The 20,155-nt window shown below is 46.9% G+C and carries 25 protein-coding genes and 1 tRNA gene; 14 read left to right on the forward strand and 12 right to left on the reverse strand.

Annotated elements, in window-relative coordinates; all coding sequences use genetic code 11:
- Window positions 1-141: 141 nt before the first annotated feature.
- A complete protein-coding gene (locus tag OU814_RS26005) occupies window positions 142-1,473 on the reverse strand; it encodes a PAS domain-containing sensor histidine kinase (protein ID WP_268242588.1) in 1,332 nt (443 codons plus the stop codon).
- On the opposite strand from OU814_RS26005, the gene OU814_RS26010 reads away from it, so the two are divergent.
- Both OU814_RS26010 and OU814_RS26015 read left to right on the forward strand, forming a co-directional pair.
- Window positions 1,472-1,657, forward strand: coding sequence for a hypothetical protein (locus OU814_RS26010; protein ID WP_268242589.1), 186 nt, complete (start codon window positions 1,472-1,474; stop codon window positions 1,655-1,657). The two genes, OU814_RS26005 and OU814_RS26010, sit on opposite strands and share 2 nt — an antisense overlap.
- Window positions 1,658-1,739: 82 nt before the next feature.
- Complete coding sequence (locus OU814_RS26015; RefSeq protein ID WP_268242590.1) at window positions 1,740-1,976, forward strand: Calvin cycle protein CP12; 237 nt, start codon at window positions 1,740-1,742, stop codon at window positions 1,974-1,976.
- A gap of 40 nt (window positions 1,977-2,016) precedes the next feature.
- On the opposite strand, the gene OU814_RS26020 is transcribed toward OU814_RS26015, so the two are convergent.
- The 3 genes from OU814_RS26020 to OU814_RS26030 are packed head-to-tail and all read right to left on the reverse strand — an operon-like array spanning window position 2,017 to window position 3,510.
- Window positions 2,017-2,772: a HEAT repeat domain-containing protein gene (locus OU814_RS26020; protein ID WP_017289098.1), complete on the reverse strand. Its 756-nt coding sequence runs from the start codon at window positions 2,770-2,772 to the stop codon at window positions 2,017-2,019.
- 18 nt (window positions 2,773-2,790) lie between these two features.
- On the reverse strand, window positions 2,791-3,264 hold the full coding sequence (locus OU814_RS26025; protein ID WP_268242591.1) for a GNAT family N-acetyltransferase: 474 nt from the start codon (window positions 3,262-3,264) through the stop codon (window positions 2,791-2,793).
- Between the two features lie 6 nt (window positions 3,265-3,270).
- The gene (locus tag OU814_RS26030; protein ID WP_017289096.1) at window positions 3,271-3,510 is read right to left on the reverse strand and encodes a hypothetical protein; all 240 of its coding nucleotides are present in this window, start codon (window positions 3,508-3,510) and stop codon (window positions 3,271-3,273) included.
- Window positions 3,511-3,689: 179 nt separating this feature from the next.
- Between OU814_RS26030 and OU814_RS26035 the strand changes: the two genes are divergently transcribed.
- The 4 genes from OU814_RS26035 (at window position 3,690) to OU814_RS26050 (ending at window position 5,186) form a co-directional block, all read left to right on the forward strand.
- Window positions 3,690-3,771 (forward strand) — tRNA-Leu (locus OU814_RS26035).
- A 169-nt stretch (window positions 3,772-3,940) separates the two neighbouring features.
- Window positions 3,941-4,501 carry a Uma2 family endonuclease gene (locus tag OU814_RS26040; RefSeq protein WP_268242592.1) on the forward strand — a complete coding sequence of 187 codons (561 nt, stop codon included), beginning with the start codon at window positions 3,941-3,943 and terminating at the stop codon, window positions 4,499-4,501.
- A 98-nt stretch (window positions 4,502-4,599) separates the two neighbouring features.
- The gene (locus OU814_RS26045; protein ID WP_239741187.1) at window positions 4,600-4,791 is read left to right on the forward strand and encodes a hypothetical protein; all 192 of its coding nucleotides are present in this window, start codon (window positions 4,600-4,602) and stop codon (window positions 4,789-4,791) included.
- Window positions 4,788-5,186: a hypothetical protein gene (locus OU814_RS26050; RefSeq protein WP_017289093.1), complete on the forward strand. Its 399-nt coding sequence runs from the start codon at window positions 4,788-4,790 to the stop codon at window positions 5,184-5,186. The genes OU814_RS26045 and OU814_RS26050 overlap by 4 nt, the downstream gene beginning before the upstream one ends.
- Here the strand turns inward: OU814_RS26050 and crtD are convergent.
- Window positions 5,166-6,665, reverse strand: coding sequence for a C-3',4' desaturase CrtD (gene crtD / locus OU814_RS26055; protein ID WP_268242593.1), 1,500 nt, complete (start codon window positions 6,663-6,665; stop codon window positions 5,166-5,168). The genes OU814_RS26050 and crtD overlap by 21 nt on opposite strands.
- A gap of 168 nt (window positions 6,666-6,833) precedes the next feature.
- Between crtD and OU814_RS26060 the strand changes: the two genes are divergently transcribed.
- Entirely contained in the window at window positions 6,834-8,108 is a 1,275-nt protein-coding gene (locus tag OU814_RS26060; RefSeq protein ID WP_268242594.1) for a M16 family metallopeptidase, read from the forward strand.
- An 18-nt stretch (window positions 8,109-8,126) separates the two neighbouring features.
- Window positions 8,127-8,990, forward strand: coding sequence for a fructosamine kinase family protein (locus OU814_RS26065; protein ID WP_268242595.1), 864 nt, complete (start codon window positions 8,127-8,129; stop codon window positions 8,988-8,990).
- 73 nt (window positions 8,991-9,063) lie between these two features.
- On the opposite strand, the gene OU814_RS26070 is transcribed toward OU814_RS26065, so the two are convergent.
- Complete coding sequence (locus tag OU814_RS26070; RefSeq protein WP_268242596.1) at window positions 9,064-9,903, reverse strand: hypothetical protein; 840 nt, start codon at window positions 9,901-9,903, stop codon at window positions 9,064-9,066.
- Between the two features lie 331 nt (window positions 9,904-10,234).
- Here OU814_RS26070 and ctpB point away from each other — a divergent pair, with 331 nt between their 5' ends.
- From ctpB to OU814_RS26085, 3 genes are all read left to right on the forward strand, one after another.
- A complete protein-coding gene (gene ctpB / locus OU814_RS26075; RefSeq protein WP_017289088.1) occupies window positions 10,235-11,554 on the forward strand; it encodes a carboxyl-terminal processing protease CtpB in 1,320 nt (439 codons plus the stop codon).
- Between the two features lie 140 nt (window positions 11,555-11,694).
- Complete coding sequence (locus OU814_RS26080) at window positions 11,695-12,159, forward strand: hypothetical protein (RefSeq protein ID WP_026148752.1); 465 nt, start codon at window positions 11,695-11,697, stop codon at window positions 12,157-12,159.
- Window positions 12,160-12,167: 8 nt separating this feature from the next.
- Window positions 12,168-12,719, forward strand: a complete 552-nt coding sequence (locus OU814_RS26085) for a glutathione S-transferase family protein (protein WP_017289086.1) — start codon at window positions 12,168-12,170, stop codon at window positions 12,717-12,719.
- 82 nt (window positions 12,720-12,801) lie between these two features.
- Here OU814_RS26085 and OU814_RS26090 read toward each other — a convergent pair whose 3' ends face one another.
- The 3 genes from OU814_RS26090 to tgt form a co-directional block, all read right to left on the reverse strand.
- Window positions 12,802-12,939, reverse strand: a complete 138-nt coding sequence (locus OU814_RS26090) for a photosystem II reaction center protein K (RefSeq protein WP_017289085.1) — start codon at window positions 12,937-12,939, stop codon at window positions 12,802-12,804.
- Window positions 12,940-13,007: 68 nt separating this feature from the next.
- Complete coding sequence (locus OU814_RS26095) at window positions 13,008-13,439, reverse strand: DUF29 domain-containing protein (RefSeq protein ID WP_268242597.1); 432 nt, start codon at window positions 13,437-13,439, stop codon at window positions 13,008-13,010.
- Between the two features lie 12 nt (window positions 13,440-13,451).
- Window positions 13,452-14,558 carry a tRNA guanosine(34) transglycosylase Tgt gene (tgt, locus tag OU814_RS26100; RefSeq protein WP_268242598.1) on the reverse strand — a complete coding sequence of 369 codons (1,107 nt, stop codon included), beginning with the start codon at window positions 14,556-14,558 and terminating at the stop codon, window positions 13,452-13,454.
- Between the two features lie 206 nt (window positions 14,559-14,764).
- Between tgt and OU814_RS26105 the strand changes: the two genes are divergently transcribed.
- Both OU814_RS26105 and OU814_RS26110 read left to right on the forward strand, forming a co-directional pair.
- Window positions 14,765-15,565, forward strand: coding sequence for a metal ABC transporter ATP-binding protein (locus tag OU814_RS26105; RefSeq protein ID WP_268242599.1), 801 nt, complete (start codon window positions 14,765-14,767; stop codon window positions 15,563-15,565).
- A gap of 168 nt (window positions 15,566-15,733) precedes the next feature.
- Complete coding sequence (locus OU814_RS26110) at window positions 15,734-16,639, forward strand: metal ABC transporter permease (protein ID WP_017289081.1); 906 nt, start codon at window positions 15,734-15,736, stop codon at window positions 16,637-16,639.
- Here the strand turns inward: OU814_RS26110 and OU814_RS26115 are convergent.
- The 3 genes from OU814_RS26115 to OU814_RS26125 are packed head-to-tail and all read right to left on the reverse strand — an operon-like array spanning window position 16,617 to window position 18,836.
- Window positions 16,617-16,916 carry a hypothetical protein gene (locus tag OU814_RS26115; RefSeq protein WP_017289080.1) on the reverse strand — a complete coding sequence of 100 codons (300 nt, stop codon included), beginning with the start codon at window positions 16,914-16,916 and terminating at the stop codon, window positions 16,617-16,619. The two genes, OU814_RS26110 and OU814_RS26115, sit on opposite strands and share 23 nt — an antisense overlap.
- A complete protein-coding gene (locus tag OU814_RS26120) occupies window positions 16,916-17,521 on the reverse strand; it encodes an AAA family ATPase (RefSeq protein ID WP_268242600.1) in 606 nt (201 codons plus the stop codon). The genes OU814_RS26115 and OU814_RS26120 overlap by 1 nt, the downstream gene beginning before the upstream one ends.
- A 19-nt stretch (window positions 17,522-17,540) precedes the next feature.
- Window positions 17,541-18,836 carry a glucose-1-phosphate adenylyltransferase gene (locus OU814_RS26125; protein WP_017289078.1) on the reverse strand — a complete coding sequence of 432 codons (1,296 nt, stop codon included), beginning with the start codon at window positions 18,834-18,836 and terminating at the stop codon, window positions 17,541-17,543.
- A 199-nt stretch (window positions 18,837-19,035) separates the two neighbouring features.
- Between OU814_RS26125 and gcvT the strand changes: the two genes are divergently transcribed.
- Window positions 19,036-20,130, forward strand: coding sequence for a glycine cleavage system aminomethyltransferase GcvT (gene gcvT / locus OU814_RS26130; protein ID WP_268242601.1), 1,095 nt, complete (start codon window positions 19,036-19,038; stop codon window positions 20,128-20,130).
- Window positions 20,131-20,155: the final 25 nt, after the last annotated feature.

Raw genomic sequence — 20,155 nt, forward strand, 5'->3', positions numbered from 1 at the left:
ACTCTGCAAATTCCCCTATAAGGACTGCTGAGCTTAGCCAATTGCTCAGATATACAATCGCTTCAGAGATGTATGACAACTAGGTGGGGTCTTCAACTTCGTTCAGGGCAATGAAATCGTGGAGGCAATGAAAACGCGGGTTTAGAGCGGTGCAATGCGGCGAGGAAGCTCGACCCGAATCGTTGTGCCCTGATCGACTTTGCTGTGGATTGAGATTGATCCGTCCATTAATTCTACCAGAGCATGAACGATCGCGAGTCCCAAGCCTGTGCCGCCGACTTGTCGAGTGCGCGATTGATTCACTTGCCAAAATTCTTGAAAAATATTCTCTTGATCGGCGACATCAATACCAATTCCGGTATCTTGAACCACAATTAAAATCCGTCCTTCTGGAGCTTCCCAGAAGCCGACAGTAACAAGACCTGAATCCGTAAATTTGACGGCATTAGAAATCAGATTCACTAAAATTTGGCGAATTCGACCCGGATCATTGACGATCGGTAAACTGTCCTGCGAACAATCAAGCTCTAACGCTAAGCCTTTTTGCTCTGCTAAACAGCGAAGATCCTGAATCGTTTCAGAAGCAATCTGAACCAGATCAAATCCTGCGGGTCGAAGTTCAAGCTTTCGAGATTTGAGCTTAGAAAAGTCGAGCAGTTCTTCGATCATGGCTAACAAATGATGACTATTGCGAACGACATGATCCACCATTTGGTTCAACCTACCATCACCCAAAAGCGCAACGCGATCGCCAATCAGCCGAGAAAATCCCAAAATTGCATTCATTGGCGTTCGCAGTTCGTGAGAAATCGTTGCCATGAACTGGTCTTTGAGTCGATCGATTTCGATCAGTTCCAGATTTTGAAGTTGAGTGTCTTGAAGTTGTGCCTCAGTGCGTTTGCGATTCGTAATGTCGCGAATCAGCCAGCGCAGTGCAGTTGCTTTTCCTTGTTGATCAAGTACTGCTTCAACTGTAATTGCTGCGATGAACGGCTCACGCTTGCGTCCACAAACCATCACTTCCCATTCTTGGACTCGATAAATCGTTGGTAATTGATTCAGAATCGATCGAAATGCCTGACGCTGATGTTCAGGAATAAAGCTGATTAACGGTTTCTGGATCAAATGCCGATGAGCAATATTAAATTGTTGAAGTGCGACCCGATTTGCCTCTCGAATGATTCCATATAGATCCGTAATTAAGTACGCATCCGGCGCAAATTCAAACAACTCTTGATAACGCTGTCGCTCTGCTTCAATCTCAGACTGAGCTGCGATTAACATTTCATTTTGTTGTCGTAATTCTTCTTCTGCAATACTCAGTTCTTCTAAGGCTGAGAATAATTCCTCTAAACAATCTTCTATGCTTGCAGAAGATTGCTTAGAGTCTTTTGTATTTTTATATAGAACTTGTGTCCGCTGCTGAACCGTTTGGATATAGCTGCTCAGCAATGTATTATCAAAGGCTTCCATGATTCTGCTCTGCAATGAGTTTAAGGCGAACTTTGGCACTTTTCCTACCATCGGGAATTCTGCCTTACCTTGCATCTATCAGATGGATGGAGCAGATGACGAACAGGGCGATCGCAATTCAGTCAACTCAGCAGATCTGACTAAAGCGCCTGCGACATTCGAGTTTTCTGAATCGTTAAATTAAAGATAAGACTCTGCCCAGTTTTGGAATTCGGTTGCACACTAAAAGAAGTCACCCAGTTCTCACTACACCAAGGGTTAAAGTTATGGCTCAAGCAACAGGCAATGTGACGATCGAACAGCGCCTCAATACTCTGATCGAATCCGCTCACGATGTGTGCAGTACCAATGGAACAATTTCCGATGATTGTGCGGCGGCGTGGGATGCGGTTGAAGAAGTTCAAGCTGAAATCTCACATCGCCGATCGGCGGTGAAAACTTCGCTGACTGTTTTCTGTGACGATAATCCAGATGCGCCAGAGTGCCGAATCTACGACGTTTAGACCTTCAAAAGCCGGGGCGTTACAACACTCCGGCTTTCCTTTAGAACCAATCTTCTTGTTCCAACGTTTCAATCACTTGTAAGCCGCGTGCGTCTCCAACTTTGAGCATTGCAGCTTTGGCATCTTCTCGCACGCCAGAATCTTCGTCTTCTGCAAACGCCTCGATCAAGGCATCGATCGCAGTTGCATAAACGACATTCGATGGCATCTCTCGACACAACTCACCCAATGCCCAAGCGCAATTGCTCCGAATGGCTGCAACCGGATCACGTCTTAATCCTTCAATTAAAGGTGGAACGGCGGCAACGATTACGTCGTATCCGAGGGTTGCCATCTGGGCAAGAGAACTTGCTGCCCATAAGCGAACGGCTGAAATATCAGTTTTGACCGCCTCGGTTAAGGTATTAAGCGATCGTCGATCGCGACAATTCCCCAGTGCCCAAACGACTCCTTTGCGGACATAGCCATTCCAATCTTGCTGATAGCGATCGACTAATGACTCCACCGCTTCCGGGCTAGGATTTCTTCCTAACGCATACGCTGCACTCACCCGCACTAACGGACAAGGATCGCTCAACAGTGCAATCAGTTTTGGAATGGCACGATCGTCTTGCACATCACAGAAAGCTCGTGCTGCTAACATGCGTTGCTGAATATCGGCAGCATCCAATAAAGGCAGCATCGCCTCCGGATCAGGCTTGGCAGCAACCTCATCCTCGACCGTCGGCAGTTCATCCAACGGATCGGCTAAATCCTCTTCTAGGTCTAAAACCTTTAAATCATCATTGCTATACATGGGATTTATTTTATTCTGCTAATCGATCGATTTTGTCATCCAGCGGGATTGGGTGCCATACCCTAGGGCTTGATAGAGTGACAGTGCAGGCAAATTTGTTTCAAAAACTTGCAGCCCGATCTGGCGATCGCCGCGCATTTTTGCCCATGTTTCAGCGTAACGCACGAGTGCCGCTCCGATCCCCTTGCGTCGATGTTCAGGCATGACATATAGCAACAAAATATGGGTCTGTCGTTCGCCTGTGCCTTGCTCAATTGCGCTTCCAAGCCATAATCCGGCAATTGGATTCCAACCGGAACGAGTTGAACATTGAACCCACTGCAAAGGTGTTTCAGCAGAGAAAAACCGCGCGATCGCAGACTCAAGCTGAGGAAAATTGCGCCCGGGAAATAGTTCTGTATAGGTATTCTGCATAAACGTTAGCAATCGATCGCGATCGCGTCCGCTACCTGAGCCGCGTTCAAGCACATATCCTGGCAGGAATTCCGACACGATCGTTTAAAGCTGAGTCGGATCATTCGGCAAGCCCTGAATAAACGGTGCAAGTGCGGGCGGTAAACCTGCAACTGCATCGACATCAGGAGATTGTGCTTTATCACCACGAGGAGTGACTTCTTCAATAGGTGCAGGTGCTGCCATGTCACTCGGTAGAAAAATTCGAGCACTAACAACGACTAGGGAAAACAAAAATACGAGAACAACGATCAACGGAGCGATGTATTGACGAAAGAAAGCCATGATTCGTGTTGAGGGGCGATCGCGGACAAACAAAACTCTACAAAACGTTGCAGAGACTCTTAATCTAAGAATAAAGCGCTTTGCGAGATTCCAACCAATCTTTTTTGGTTCGGAAAATACGATTTTTTAGATGCTTGCGTTAAAGTGACAAAACAGATTATATTGATTAAGACATCCAAGGGCGGATGGCGAAACTGGTAGACGCACCACACTCAAAATGTGGCACCGAAAGGTATGAGAGTTCGATTCTCTCTCCGCCCATCACAAATTACCAAGCTTAATGATCAAACTTAAAACTGGTCAACAGCCGGAACTTTAGAATTTCTTGAAAATATCTAATTTTGCACGATCGTCTGAAGCTACATCACGTTGGGCAAAGTGCTTTCTCAATTATGATTAGGGCAATCGGAATAGAGTATCAGAGGTTGAAATGGCTGAAACCGCACTTCAACTAAAGCGCTGGACGATCGATGAGTACCATCAACTCATTGAGACTGGTTTGCTTGGTAACAGCCATGTCGAGTTATTAAATGGTCAAATTATCGAGATGCCTCCTGAGAACCCGCCACACGCTTATCAGAGCCAAGAGGCTGATCGGTATCTTGCACGTCTTTTAGAGCCACATGCCTATATTCGACAAGCGAAGCCAATCACATTACCCAACCACTCAGAACCAGAACCAGATATCGCGGTTGTTCGTCCTCCAGGAAGTTCATATCGTCATCATCATCCCTATCCCGAAGATATTTTCTTTTTAATTGAGTATTCGGATTCAACCTTGAATCATGATCAATCCGTCAAGTTAGCAGTTTATGCGACGGCTGGCATTTCTGAATATTGGATCGTCGATGTCAAGAAAAACCGCCTCATTGTTCATCGCGATCCTCAGGGGTCTGAATACACTTCAATCACAGAACAGAATAGCGGCATAATTCATGCGATCGCATTTCCAACGATTCAAATTGATGTCCTTCAAATTATTAATCCCTAGTCAAAATTCAGGGCGGTTAACCGTTGGCTTCACCCTTTGACAGGCTTGATTCTCGCGCTAAAATTTAGATACGAATCAAAAGGACATGAAATATGGCGATGATGAAACGTTGGGAATCGCCCAGACGAGAAGGGCGAAACGATAAAGGAAAAGGTGGAGCGGCGAGACAAAGACAACTCAAGAAACGCAATCAAGTCCTACGCAAGAAACTCCAAGACGGACAAAACAATTCAAACTCTGGTAAATCGGGGAAAGAGGATACAACTCTCTCCCCGATTTTTTATGTATGAAGCAAAGTTGTGAATTCACGCTAAAGTGGTACAGTTCATTTCGCTCGGATCGCTCGATCGTGGATTACGAAACTGCACGTCAGCTCTTAATTGACCAAACGAATTCGACTGCCAGCGATACCTTTCTGGGACGGTTGGGTCAAGGAAAACCGCCTGTTCCGGGTCAAGTCACTTCAATTTTGCTGGCGTTGAGAGTCGTATTTGATGCGTTGAAAGATCAAACCACCCTCGATCGCACATTGGCTGCTGCATTATTTTCGATTTCTAATGAAGCAAGACGCTTATTTAATAATGGGTTAGGCAAAAGTCGCGATTGTCCACCGCTATTGAATGAGGATTTAGACCGAATTGCGATCGCCGTCAAAAGTATTTTTTCAGGCACGTGGCAAGGCTAAAGCTTCGATTTGGCGCACAACCGTTAATGCAGAATAGCTCACGCCTGCGGTTCCTTCTCCGGGATGGGTCGAATCTCCGACCAGCCAAAGCTGCTGAATTGGCGTTCGATTTGCAAATCCAAAAGGCCCAAATGTCGGGATGCGCTGCCCAATGCCTCCTACAATTCCATCTGCACGTCCTGTAAATCGCTGGAATGTTCTGGGAGTCGCAGATTCTTGATACACGATCGTCGATGGATCGAGTTTGAAATACTGCCCTAATTTCGCGATCGCTTCTTCTGCATACTGCTGCTTCATCGCCTCATAATCACCACTATTTTTCCAAGCGCCTGTATCGGTGAAAGAAGACGCGATGATCGTTGCTTTTCCGGCTGGAGCGCGACCATCTCCTTCGTGACTGACTGAAACGAACAGGGAATTATTTTCACCGATCGCGCCTTCGTAATCGTAGAGAAATTGTAAATGAGGCGGGCAATCGGCAGGAATTGCAGCTCGATCGACTCCTAAATAAATCACAAACGCGCCCGAAGCAGGCGGCAATTTCTCGACTCGACGCTGATACCCTTGAGGCGCATCTTTTCCTAAAAGTTCGACTAAATTCTGAACCGTCACGTTTGCAACCACGTGATCCGCAGACTCGAACCAAGATTCATTCGTTTTCTGATTCCGAATCGTCACCCCTGTCGTGCGTCCCGCTTGCGTGTGGATTTGCTCAACGCTGTGCCGCATTAAAAGTTTGCCGCGATCGCGCTCCAAAGCTTCGACTAAGCGATCGCTCAAAACCTGCATACTGCCTTGCAAATGAAACAAGCCTTGGGGCGCTTGAGAAACACTTAAAGCTGTTGCAGCATAAAGCAACGCAGTTTCCTCGGCACTCACTTGAGAATAGAGTTTCAATTGCAGATCGAGAAACGTGCGAAGTCGGCGATCGTTTAATCCATATCCTCGCAACGCATCACCGACCGTTGAGAAGGTATGTGGCAAAGTGAGCAGTGTATTCGGTCGAACGGCTTTTGTCAGTTGCCATAAATCCCAAACGTTTCGCGGTGGAAGCACCGGATCGCGGGATTGAAACTGCCAACTGTAGCGGAATAAATCATTCAGCAATTGCCAAAACGGTTCGCTGCCGGGAAATTGTTTTTGGCGTTCTGCTTTCCAGCGATCGGGATCTCGCCAAACCTGAATCGGCTCACTTTCACCCGGAAGATAAACTGCACAGGCTGGATCGCAAAATGTCGCAGGGGGTAAATCGATCTCAAGCTCTGAGAAAATTCGGTGATGAATTCCACCCGGTTCTAATCCTGCAACCTGGGTCGCACCCACATCGAAGGTAAAGCCTTGCCGTTTGAATGTTGAAGCGCATCCGCCTGGAACAAGGGCTTGATCTAAAACCAGGACTTCATACCCGCGATGAGCGAGAAGGGCAGCCGCAGTTAATCCACCAATTCCAGCACCGACAACAACAACTTTCTGGGGCATCTTTCTATACTGCTTAAAAAAACTTAACCTTCTGACTTCATTGTAAAGAATTGCAGAGCATCGTGCACAATCCATTGGTGCAAGCTTTTGCTTGAAATCTAAAGATTTAGAGTGTCAATTGCCACTTTCGGAAGACTAAGATAAGTAAAGCGACGCTACAGGTAAGCCATGACTTCAACGTTGATTAAATCTCCGAAGCTGAACGCGCCCACGATCCATCGCCTCTCGAATGGGTTGACGATTATTGCCGAACAAATTCCCGTCGATGCAGTCAATCTCAATGTTTGGCTAGATGTCGGAAGTGCGATCGAATCAGATGCGATTAACGGAATGGCTCACTTTTTAGAGCATATGGTGTTCAAAGGAACCGATCGCTTGAAAAGTGGCGAATTTGAGCAACAGATCGAACGCTGTGGTGCAGTCACAAATGCCGCAACCAGCCAAGATTACACGCATTACTACATTACGACCGCTCCCAAAGATTTCGCAGCTTTAGCACCCTTGCAAATGGACGTGGTGCTGAATGCTCGGATTCCAGAAGATGGATTTGAACGCGAGCGATTTGTAGTGTTAGAAGAAATTCGGCGATCGCAAGACAATCCTCGTCGTCGCACCTATCAACATATGTCAGAAATGGCATTTGAAACCCTGCCGTATCGACGACAAGTTTTAGGGCCAACTTCCGTAATTGAACATCTCAGCGCTCAACAAATGCGAGATTTTCATTCCACTTGGTATCAACCTCGATCGATGACGGCGGTTGCAGTTGGAAATCTTCCGGTTGATCAACTGATTCAAATTGTCGAAGACAGTGTTTCTCACGCTTTGCCCACGGCTGCACCGGAACGCGATCGACTGTTTGCAGAACAGCCGTTCACTGAAATTATTCGTCAAGAACATGTAGATCCCAGTCTGACTCAAGCGCGATTAATGCTGTTATGGCGGGTTCCAGGATTAGACAATCTCAAGCAAACCTATGCTTTAGACGGAATCGCGAGCATTCTCGGACATGGCAGAACAGCAAGACTCGTCAAAGACTTGCGTGAGAATCGCGGCTTAGTGTCCAGTGTGTCGGCGAGCAATATGAACTATCGTCACCAAGGCATTTTCTGTTTGTCTGCTCAGTTGCCAGTCGAAAATATTGAAGCGGTTGAAGCAGCGCTGTTAGAGCATATTCAAGCTCTACAAAACGAATTCGTGAGCGCATCCGAACTGGATCGAGTGCGAACTCAAGTTGCAAATCATTTCACGTTTGGCAACGAAACACCCAGCGATCGCTCGGGTTTGTATGGCTATTATCAAGCTCTAGTCGGCGATTTAGAGCCAGCATTCAACTATCCGACTTATATTCAATCTCTGTCTGCTGTAGACCTGCAAAATGCAGCACAAACTTATTTGCCAACTCAGGCGTATGGTTGTGTTGTCGTGAAGCCGGGAAAATAGACCTGAGAAATATAGACTATGTGGACGCAGATCGATGCTCAGATTAGTCAAGCAATTTCCCACCCGTTTGAAAGTCGCGATCGACGTTCTGTGGGTGGAGGTTGCATCAATCAGGGCTATCAGGTGAGCGATGGCAATTTCACCTTCTTCGTTAAGCTCAATCAGGCTGATCAACTGGAGATGTTTACAGCCGAAGCGCTCGGACTCAAACAGATGGCAGAAGCGCAAGCCATTCGCGTTCCGAAGCCCATGTGCGTTGGGGTTGCTGGAAATTCTGCCTATATTGTCTTGGAGTGGCTGGAACTCGGTCGCGGGAGTTCTCAAGCTTGGGCAGAATTGGGGCGCAATCTGGCTCGAATGCATCAATTTCAAAAATCGACCGCGTTTGGGTGGGAGCGCGATAATACGATCGGCTCAACGCCTCAGAAGAATCCTTGGACAGCGAATTGGGTAGACTTTTTCACCCAATATCGGATTGGATATCAGCTTGAATTAGGACATCAAAACGGCGGACGATTTCGCAATGGCGATCGCCTCCTCGAACAGATTCCAGAATTACTTGCAAATCACACTCCAAAACCGTCGATCGTGCATGGAGATTTGTGGTCAGGAAATGCAGCAGTAACCCAATCTGGGGAGCCTGTCATTTTCGATCCAGCAACCTATTGGGGCGATCGAGAAGTGGATTTGGCAATGACCGAACTGTTTGGGGGCTTTCCTGCCGAATTTTATCGAGGATATGACGAAATTTTTGCGATCGATGCAGGCTATCACCAGCGAAAAAAACTCTATAACCTGTATCACATTCTGAATCATTTTAATTTGTTTGGAGGCGGCTACGAATCACAAGCGAATCGCATGATTGATCAGTTGATTCTTTAAGCTGTTCATTCGAGGCAACAATGCAGATTGCACCACTCGAATTGTTGCCGTTGCCTCAGCTCTGTCTAAAGCGTCACCTTTGACGAGGCGGCGCTTTCTCCTGCAACGCGGTTGGCATGATAAACACCGTCTCGCCTTGCTCGTTTTTTCGCTCAATTGCACCGAGTTTTAAAAGTTCGCGTCTGGCGCGATCGACCGATTGCTGATCCCCAACTTCAAGGGCATCCTGATAAACCACTTGCCAAGCTTGAAACTGCACTGCTTCAATATTGGGCTTGGTTTTGAGAAAATTGGCAGTCTCCTGGAAGTTCGGTGCAAACTGCTTGTACTCTTCGCTTTCCGCTGCCCATTTCGCAGTCATTTCAAACGATTTTGCTGCTCCTGGCAGATCCCCAAGCAATAAAATTTGATCTAACCCCGCAAATCGCCAGACTGAGAAAGCCTTGGGATGCATTTGAGGCGTAAGCGCATCGGTTCCTCGCTTCATCAATTTCAGCGCTAATTCTGGCTGACCCAATTGATGCGAAATACTGCCAGAAATAAACAAGTAGCTATCGACAAAACGAGGATCGTGACGCGTCACGATATCAAAATACTGGGGAGCAAGCGAGAATCCAGTGACTTTCCGAGCAGGTGCATCGCCGTAATACTGAACAAAATTGAGGAATGTCCAGTTCGCCACCATATTATCAAACCCAAAACTTGGCATTTTGCTGAGCAAAGTGAGGCGGACTCGTTCCTGTTGCTCTGCTTGCTCAGGTGTTTCTAACGTAATCGAAGGTTGTTTGAGTCGATCGTACTGAATTGTTATCACTCCCGCGATCGCGACTGCTGCGATCGTCACATGGGCAATGATCCCGCTACAAGACTTCCAAGTTTGACGCACGCTTAACACCACAACAGAGAACCTCATTAAGAAAGGTTTACAAAACTCGCAAGAAATTCTTACAACAATTTGCCCAAATTCCGTTAGATTGTCATAAAGATTGCATTCATCGTTACCTTGTCTGAGCCATATTAAGGCACGTTTTCAACTCAGAGACACTTAATTAACTGTCCTAAAACTGTCAGACTGACCGGAATTGCTCCGTATACGTTGTATCTAGTCTTTGGGGTAATTCTGATCCCCACTCTTCACCTGAATCCTGAACTTAATTAAATTTCGTTGATCGAATTCGACCAATGTCACCCTAAGTGACCGGTGTAAATTATTAACTGTCCACTTCTCGCCTCCTCAATACTCAATGAACCAACCCACTCGCCGTGTATCGCTGCTTCAAGTCGCTCTCTGTAGTGGTGTCGTTGCAGCTACAGCTGCTGTATCCGTATTTGGATCTGATCGCTCGGTTCGGGCAGCACTTCAAGACAGCCCCAAATCTGTTTTGGACGAAGCTTGGCAGATTGTGAACCGCGAATATGTAGACGGTACGTTTAACAAAAATGACTGGCGTGCTGTCCGGCAATCTCTTTTGAGTCGAGACTATAGCTCTCGTCAGCAGGCATATACAGCGCTTCGAGATGCTCTGAAAAAACTCGATGATCCCTATACCCGCTTTATGGATCAAAAGCAGTTTGAGGCATTGAGTAGTCAAACGTCTGGAGAACTTTCAGGGGTTGGGATTCGCTTGGAGCAGAATGAAAAAACTAAAGTGTTGACTGTGGTTGAGCCGTTAGAAAATTCTCCAGCGATAAGAGCGGGGATCAAGTCAGGCGATCGCATTCTGGCGATCAACGGCAAATCGACCAAAGGCATGACGGTTGAAGACGCATCCAATTTGATTCGAGGGGAAGTCGGAACAAAAGTGACGCTCCAAGTCGGGCGAGATGGAGCGACTGCCTTTAATCTACCTCTGACCCGTGCACGCATCGAACTGCAAACCGTTCGTGCAGATGTCCGGCAAGAAGGCAAAAACAAGATTGGCTACATTCGCCTCGCTGAATTTAGCAGCCATGCTGCTGAACAAATGGAGCGAGCGATCAAGAAATTGAGCGATCAGAAAGTGGATGCCTTTGTGCTTGATTTACGCGGCAATCCAGGCGGGCTGTTGCAAGCCAGTATTGATATCAGCCGCATGTGGTTAGATAAAGGCGCGATCGTCAAGACGGTGAATCGTCAAGGCGGCAGTGATACGGCTTATGCGACGGGTAGACAATTGACGAAGTTGCCGCTAGTGGTCTTGGTCGATGGTAGATCGGCAAGCTCGAGCGAGATTCTCACAGGCGCGCTGAAAGACAATAAGCGGGCAATGGTGATTGGCAGTCAGACCTTTGGAAAGGCATTAGTGCAATCGGTGCATTCGCTGTCTGACGGATCGGGACTGGCGGTGACGATCGCGCATTACTACACGCCCAACGGAACAGACATTAGCCACAAGGGAATTTCACCCGATGTGAAGGTTGATTTGTCTGATGCTCAGCAGAAATTCTTGGCAACCAATCCGAAACTGATTGGAACGATTCAAGATCCGCAGTACGCTCAAGCGTTGAATACGCTGCAACGGACGGCACTGCTGAAACCGAATGCACAACAAGCCTCGCAATCCGCGCCAGCCAATCGTGAATAGGCGAACTTGATCAAGTCTGAAAAAGGATCGTTTAAGACGATCCTTTTTTATTCAGATTAAGAATTGAGTCATTCTGAAACTTGCGTTCTAGGCACTTGATACGATCGCATTCAATGCATATCTCTTCAAATGCAAAAATTATGACGACAACGATTTGCTATCCTCACACAACTGATCTTGCTAGCGATGATTATCTCGTCGTTGGGTTGGCGACTTGCTTTATCAAAGACGATGATGGGGTCCATGAAGTGAATGTGGTTGAGCCAATTCCTTCTGCGGCATTAGAAGCGATCGTCAAAGGCATCCCAACTTCTTATAAAGTTGCAACTGCGACGACGCTCGGCTCTGTGATCCCGGGTGAAGCGTTACATCTCCCAGAGTGTTTTCCATCAGACGCGCAATTCTGTGATGATTTTGTTTTCCGCGCTACGGCATCGGCTCGAACCTATAAAGCGCGATCGATTGCTCAATCTCACATTCCAACAGGTACAACACGCGAGGATTTCAATTTCTCAACCGAGCGGAAACGAGTGTTAAATTCTCAGCGAATTGTGAAGACTGAGGATAATGTGAAACAACACGAATATACGCACAAGGTTCTGTAGAAAATTTTATGTTGAAACTGTTTGGGGGTGCGCGCAGTCGAGCATCGATTGTGCAGTGGTATCTCGAAGAATTAGAGATCCCTTATGAGTTTGACCTGCTTGATATGCAAACTGGGGAACATCGGCAGCCTGAATTCTGCGAGATCAATCCATTCGGCAAGGTTCCTGCGATCGTGGATGGGGATCTGAAACTTTGGGAGTCGGGTGCGATCTTGCTCTATTTGCTCGATCGCTATGACAATGCGGATGTTAATCAGCGTGCAATTGCGGCTCAATGGGTGCTGTTTGCCAATGCCACGTTGGGCCCTGGGATCTTCGTAGAGACGAATCGAGAGCGAGAAATGCCGCGACTGATGCAGCCTCTCGATGAAATTTTTGGCAAGCGTAAATTTATTGCAGGCGATCAGTTTACGGTTTCAGACGTGGCAGTTGGTTCGTTGCTTGCTTATATTCCGTTGATGTTAAAACTGGATTTGAGTGAATATCCGAATGTGGTGAGCTATATGCAGCGAATCACAGCACGTCCGGCATTTCAAAAATCGATCGGCGGTCGGAAATAAATGCAACAAAGGTCGAGCATCGTACAACAAAAAAAGGGGGCAGTGTTGACCCCTCTTTTTTTTATCGTTTTGATCGATTAACTTATTTGAAACCGACGGCTGCTTGCCATACAAATGCCAGCAACAGAAAGAAAACAGGGATTACAGGCAAGATATCAACCAGCGGATCAAAAATCGAATAAGCTTCGGGCAATTTTGCAAGTAGCATTGCTGCTTCCATGACTCGATGACCTCTCCAACACAGGACTCATAATTGATACGGATTTTAACATGATTCGAGGGTCGTCTTTAAGGCAGAAAGTTGGGATCAAGAATTTCTGCGATCGAGTAAGGACATTCAGGAGGAAAGGTTGCACTGGGTAAGTGGGTTTCCTTCACAGCTTCTCTGCATCCTCGTCGATAGTACTTCTCAATCCAGCTTGGATCTTCAAGAAACCGCCTCAAACTAGGCGTATCCTCTAGACAATCTTGGATGTGATCTCGGCAATTGATGATCGTCGTTTCCCAGCTTTTGGTTCTTCGTTCTGGTTGATATTGATATTTGAGCAAATGCAAAATGAGAACCTGCAAGTAGCTGCCAAGCTCTCGTTGTTCACTGCGTCCCAAAGCTTCTAATTCCTCGATCAAATTTTCGATATCTAATTCTGCCCAACGCCCTTTTTTCAAGGAGTCAGCTTGCTGCTGTGTCCATTGGAAGAAGTCGCTATCGTAGAGTTCCATAGTGCTGATGCCCTAGAGAGGAGTAAGCCATTTTGCGAATTCGGTGTGAAACGTGCCGTTGAAAATCGCCGCCCGAATTTGGGTGGTGAATCGGATCAGTTCAGTAATATTGTGAATCGAAATTAGGGTGTAAGCCAGCAGTTCTTGTGACCGCAGCAAATGGCTGATATATGCCCGACTGAAATTCTGGCAGGTGTAACACGGGCAAGTTTCATCGATCGGCTGAAAGTCCTCTCGGAACTTCGCATTTTTCAAATTCCAGCGATCTCCTTGGACTAAAGCGGCTCCGTGTCGTGCCAGTCGAGTTGGAATCACACAATCGAATAAATCCATGCCAGCCGCGATCGCACGTGCGATTTCGCGATAGGTTCCCACACCCATTAAATAGCGAGGTTTATTGTCGGGAAGTAAAGGAGTTGTGGCTTGAACAACGCGATCGATAATCTCAGGTGCTTCACCAACACTGACACCTCCGATCGCATATCCTGGCAAATCTAAATCTGCCAATTGTCGAACGGCTTCGGCTCTGAGATCTAGGAATTCTCCCCCTTGCACAATCCCAAATAAAGCTTGATCTGATCTCCCATGTGCCTCAATACAGCGTTTTAGCCAATCGTAGGTTCGAGAAGTTGCTTTCTCAGTCGCTTCTCGTCCCACTCCCGGTGGAGGACATTCATCGAATGCCATGATCACATCTGCACCCAGAGCATTTTGAATCTGGATCGATTTCTCTGGTGTGATTTTGATCATTTGCCCATCGCGAGGCGAGCGGAAGGTTACGCCTTCATCGGTGATCGTTCTCATCTCACTTAAGCTAAAGACCTGGAAGCCGCCTGAATCGGTCAGCATTGGCTTTGACCAACCCATAAATCGATGTACGCCTCCGGCTCGCTCTACGATGTCTTCTCCAGGCTGCAAATGCAGATGATACGTATTCGACAAAACCATCTGTGCGCCTGTGGCTTCGAGTTGATCAGGCGTAATGGTTTTGACATTGGCGAGTGTGCCGACGGGCATGAAGCGAGGCGTTTCGACAATGCCGTGAGGAGTATGGAAGACTCCAGCGCGGGCGTGGGTATGAGTGCAACGAGCTTGGCACTGGTAAGAGAATTGATTCAAGACTTGGGATTCCGAAACAAACGCAAGATTCCATCATAAGGGCGAGGGGATGAGATTGCGATTGTCTTCCATAAAGCTGATTCAACTCAATTTGACTTTGCCTAAACTAGGGAACTAAGAGATTTTCATTTTTCTTTCATTTTCTGTCATACTTTAGAGTATTCAAACTTTTCATTATTCTTTCATTATTGACCAAGGACACTGATATGCAATCGACTCCATTCTTTGAGAATTCTTATCCCCGATTGACTGTCCATACTCAAGCGCTGGATATTTCACCAAATCTGACAGTCGAAAATCTTAGTGTGAAGTATCGAGCGATCGAGGCACTGACGGATGTTAGTTTCTCGCTTCAATCTGGTCGGTTGGTAGGAATTTTCGGGCCGAATGGAGCTGGAAAAAGTACGCTCATTAAAGCAATGCTCGGATTGATTCCGGCGGTGAGCGGTGCGGTGCAGTATGAAGGAAAAGCGCTGGTGGATCAGTTGGATCGAGTCGCGTATGTGCCGCAGCGATCGCAGATTGATTGGTCGTATCCTGTCACCGTTTGGGATGTTGTAATGATGGGGCGGACGAAGAAAACGGGCTGGTTTCAGCGATATTCTTCGATCAGTCGCAGGTTAGTAACCCAGGCCTTAGAGCGGGTGGGAATGATGGAGTTTCGCGATCGCGCAATCTCGGATTTGTCCGGTGGGCAGCAACAACGAGTCTTTTTGGCGCGGGCATTGGCACAGCAAGCGGATGTATTTTGCTTTGATGAACCGTTTGTCGGAATTGATCAGAAAACCCAGACAATTATGTTCGATGTGTTTAAGGAGTTGACGCGCGAGAACAAATTGGTGCTGGTGGTGAATCACGATTTGGGTGAATCGATCGTCAATTTTGATGAGTTGATTTTGCTGAATAAATCGCTAGTTGCAAGTGGATCTCGGCAGAAAGTCTTGACTCAAGAGAATTTGCAGCAGGCTTATGGTGGGAAGGTTGTATTCTTCTCGGATGCTGCTTAGGATCGCGAATTCGATTCACTCAGCGATTTAATTCATGGTAATCCAGACAAAACTCGCATAGGGTGGATTACAAGCATGGCGGGTAGTCTACGTCAGGCGAACTTTGTCGTCGCTGTGAGTTCTATTCGCTAGGCAAACATTCAGAGTCATTTCATCCACCATCGAACTATGGAAGCCCTCATTGAGCCTTTGCAATATGGATTCATGCAGCGATCCCTAATCATCGCCATCTTAGTCGGGTTGATTTGCGCGATCGTCGGGAGCTATTTGATTGTTCAACGCTTAGCCCTCTTAGGTGATGCAATTAGCCACTCGGTTCTGCCAGGACTCGCGATCGCATTTCTGTTTGGATTCAATATTTTTGTGGGCGCATTCATCGCAGGCGTTCTCAGTACCTTGATTATTGCTTGGATTCGCACGCGATCGCCGATTAAAGAAGATGCCGCCATGGGCATTGTCTTCAGTGCGTTTTTTGCACTTGGAATTACGTTAATTACGGTGATTCAAAAAGATAACAAAATCGATTTGAATCATTTTCTATTTGGCAATATTTTGGGTGTGACAACAGGCGATGTGCGAGACACTGCGATTATTGCTGCGGTGATTTTAGCGATCGTGGTGCTCTTTTATAAAGAACTTCTTTTCTATACTTTTGATGCCTTAGGCGCACAAGCAGCAGGGCTTCCGACCAATTTGCTGAATTTGGGTTTGATGGTCTTGATTGCATTAACGATCGTTGCCAGCATGAAAGCTGTAGGTGTCATTCTGGTTTTATCGTTGCTCATTACTCCAGGTGCAACTGCCTATTTGTTAGTCAAGCGATTGCACCACGTCATGATCGTTGGAGCCGCGATCGGGATTTTCTCCAGCATCAGCGGCATGTATTTGAGCTATTTCTACAATTTGCCATCGGGAGCCGCGATCGTGATGGTCACATCGGCATTGTTTTTTCTGGCGTTTCTGTTGAGTCCTCGACATGGAGTTCTCACACAACCGCGATCGACGACTCGACAATCGATTCCGTTATTACGTGAGATTAAAAGCTTAATGCCTAGAAGTCGTCAAAAGGGTTAAACGAATCAAAACGGCGGCGGCGAGGTTCATCCCGTTCGCGTTCTCCAAGTTCGCTCGGTGGGCGATCGCTACTCCATGCCCACCAAACTTGACCGCATTGGCAATGATAGAATTCCTGCCATTTTTTGCGATAGTCTTCGGTGAATACCGGAGCGCGACGATTGATCCAAACTCCATTCGCTTCCTTGGAAGACTTATGACAGGTTGGACAAGCAAAAGAGAAAGAATGAACTGCCGAAGTTGTCCAAGTCGGCGGAGTCGGTTCAAAAGCGTCCATTATGTTGCGTGCGGTGAGTTAACGCTCTGTTCATTATGACTTGGAAAGTTACTTTCGGGATCAGAAAAAGTGGGGAGTAGGGGGTGGGGAGTAGTCTGGCTTTCAGTTTCAATCAAACAATCTAATCCTTCTTCTACGGATGGTGGTGCTCCGTATAATCGGCGAGCCATGCGGTGAATGACTTCTTCTGGAACTTGGCGCGATCGCAGTCGATTTCGCTCTAGACAAATCTCGATCGTTGGATTGACCCAAATTCCAGTGATGTGTGTGAATCCAGCTTTTCGTGCGAGTGCGATCGCGGCTCGGCGTTGTTTCCGCACGGCATTGGTGGCATCGTAGATTGCAAATTCGAGTTCGTTGGCTGCGATCGCGTTTGCCGCTTGTTGAAATTGCGATCGCACTTCGAGCCAGATTTTCAGCCAACTGCCTTGAATCGCCTCATCTCCGAACAGTTGAGCGCGAATAGCATCGGTGGAGATTAACCTTCTTGTATGAGTGTCCTGCAAATTCCATTCGCGAGAGCACAACAATTCGGAAGGCAACGATTCATCTGCCAACAAAGAATCTGCCAGAGTCGATTTCCCGCTCCCTGGCAGTCCAATCATTAGCACTAATCGAATCGGTTTAGATAATCGTTCCGTCGGGAATCACCGCATTTTTCAACGTCACAACAATCCCACTGCGAATATAGAAACCGAGATTTTCTCGATCGGCTTCCTGCACATGGTCTTTGTTCACAATTTGGACGTTACATCCAATGTGAGCATTCTTATCGATAATGGCACGACGAATAATCGTGTCTGAACCAATTCCTAGCGGTACATTTGGACTATCACAATCCGCACCGGATTTGCGCTCAGTATTACCTTGGTAGAAGTCCGCTCCCATGATCAGCGAATCTTCAATGATCGAGCCTGCTTCAATTCTCGATCGCACACCCAACACCGAATGATGCACTCGGCAATTTTTCAGGATGCAGCCTTCACCCACGATCGATTCGGTAATTTGAGAATCGAGGAATTTGCTCGGTGGCAAGAAGCGTTGACGAGTATAGATCGGAGCCGTCTCGTCGTAGAAACTGAAAGGCGGATAGGGTTGTTGGGTTAATGCCAAATTCGATTCGTAGAACGCTTGAATCGTTCCGATGTCTTCCCAATAGTCGTTAAACAGGTAGGCTTGAACGTTGTAAGTACTTGCCGAACTAGGGATGATTTCCTTTCCGAAATCAGTTTGATTCGGGGCTTCTCTCAATAATTTTTCGAGAACTTCTTTCTTGAAGACATAGATCCCCATTGAAGCAATGTAGGGGCTTTGTTTTGCTTCTTCAGGCGACAATCCTAAAACGGTCGTATCAACCTGCATGGCTTTCAACGCATCGCCTTTCGGCTTCTCGCTAAAGTCTACAACTCGTCCAGAATCATCGATCTTCATCAAACCAAAATCAGAAGCGCGTGCCTCATCCATCGGCACAACTGAAAGCGTAATATCCGCTCCAGTTTCGCGGTGACGCTGAACGAATTCGCGATAGTCCATGCGATACAAGTGATCACCCGACAGAATCACATATTCATCAATGTCCCATTCTTGAAACAGCCAAATATATTGGCGAACCGCATCGGCAGTTCCTTGGAACCAGTTCGGATTTTCGGCAGTTTGCTGAGCGGCGAGGACTTCAACAAATCCTTCACTGAACCCTGAAAAATTGTAAGCGCGAGCTAAGTGGCGGTTGAGAGAAGCCGAATTGAATTGCGTCAGAACATAGATCTTAAAGATCTCAGAATTGATACAGTTACTGACTGGAATATCAATGAGTCGATATTTTCCGGCTAATGGGACGGCTGGCTTCGCCCGCTGCTTGGTTAATGGATACAGACGGGTTCCAGCACCCCCTCCTAAAATAATAGCTAAAACTTTTTTCACAAAAATAACCTCGCACTTCCACTTCGACTCCCACCATTAGTTTCTGTCTGTATGGCAAAGTTGACAAGAGGTTTGAGGCAGAGAAATTGAAATCAGGGATCAATATTCTCGAATCCGTAGATATTTGCATTCTAGAATACATTCAAACCCCTGAGTTCAGGAGTAACGCTACGTTTAGAATATCTGTGTTGAGTTTTTTGTGAGTCAGCCTTTGGAAGCTTTGCGTCGAACTCCGTTGTATGAATTAGCGATCGAACTCAATGCCCGGATGACGGGTTTTTCGGGATGGGAAATGCCTGTCCAATTTGGCGGAATTACTCAGGAACATCAGGCTGTGCGATCGCAAGCAGGCATGTTTGACATTTCCCATATGGGTAAATTCACGCTGAGCGGTCGGGATGTTTTGACACAAATCCAAAAACTTGTGCCATCGGATCTGAGTCGCCTTCAGCCGGGACAAGCTCAATATACAGTCTTGCTAAATCCGCAAGGCGGGATCATTGATGATTTGATTTTCTATTTTCAAGGCGACGATCGCTGGGTTGTGATTGTGAATGCCGCAACGACTCAGAAAGATCGCGAGTGGATGCTGGCTCATCTGAGTGGGATCGAGTTTCAAGATCTTTCAGAGACGCAAGCTTTAATTGCAGTGCAAGGGAAAAAGGCAGTCGAATATTTAAGCGAGATCGTCGATCAAGATTTGTCAGGGGTGAAAGCCTTTGGGCATTTAGAAGCGCATGTTTTAGGACAGCCTGCCTTCTTAGCGCGTACCGGATATACCGGAGAAGATGGATTTGAAGTGATGCTCGCACCAGAAGCTGCGATCGCACTTTGGCGATCGTTGTTAAATTCCGGCGTGACTCCTTGCGGGTTGGGATCGCGGGACACATTGCGATTAGAAGCGGCAATGGCGTTATACGGACAAGATATTAACGAGACAACAACGCCCTTAGAAGCGGGGCTTGGTTGGCTTGTGCATCTCGATACCAAGGGTGATTTTATCGGGCGATCTGTCCTCGAAGAGCAAAAACAAAACGGCGTGAAAAAGCGCTTAGTCGGATTACAAATGCAAGGACGAAATATTGCGCGACATGACTATCCGATTTTCTTTGAAGGGAAAGAGGTTGGAATTGTCACCAGTGGGACGTTAGCACCGACGGTCGGACAAGCGATCGCGCTTGGCTATGTTCCGACTGAATTGTCGAAACCTGGGCAAACAGTCGAAATTGGCATTCGAGGGAAGAACTATCCCGCGATCGTCGTGAAGCGTCCGTTCTACCGCGCAAGCAAATAGAATAAGAAAAATCTTCGATACGTTT

Source organism: Leptolyngbya sp. GGD (genome assembly GCF_026735145.1).
In the GTDB taxonomy this organism is placed as follows: domain Bacteria; phylum Cyanobacteriota; class Cyanobacteriia; order Leptolyngbyales; family Leptolyngbyaceae; genus Leptolyngbya; species Leptolyngbya boryana.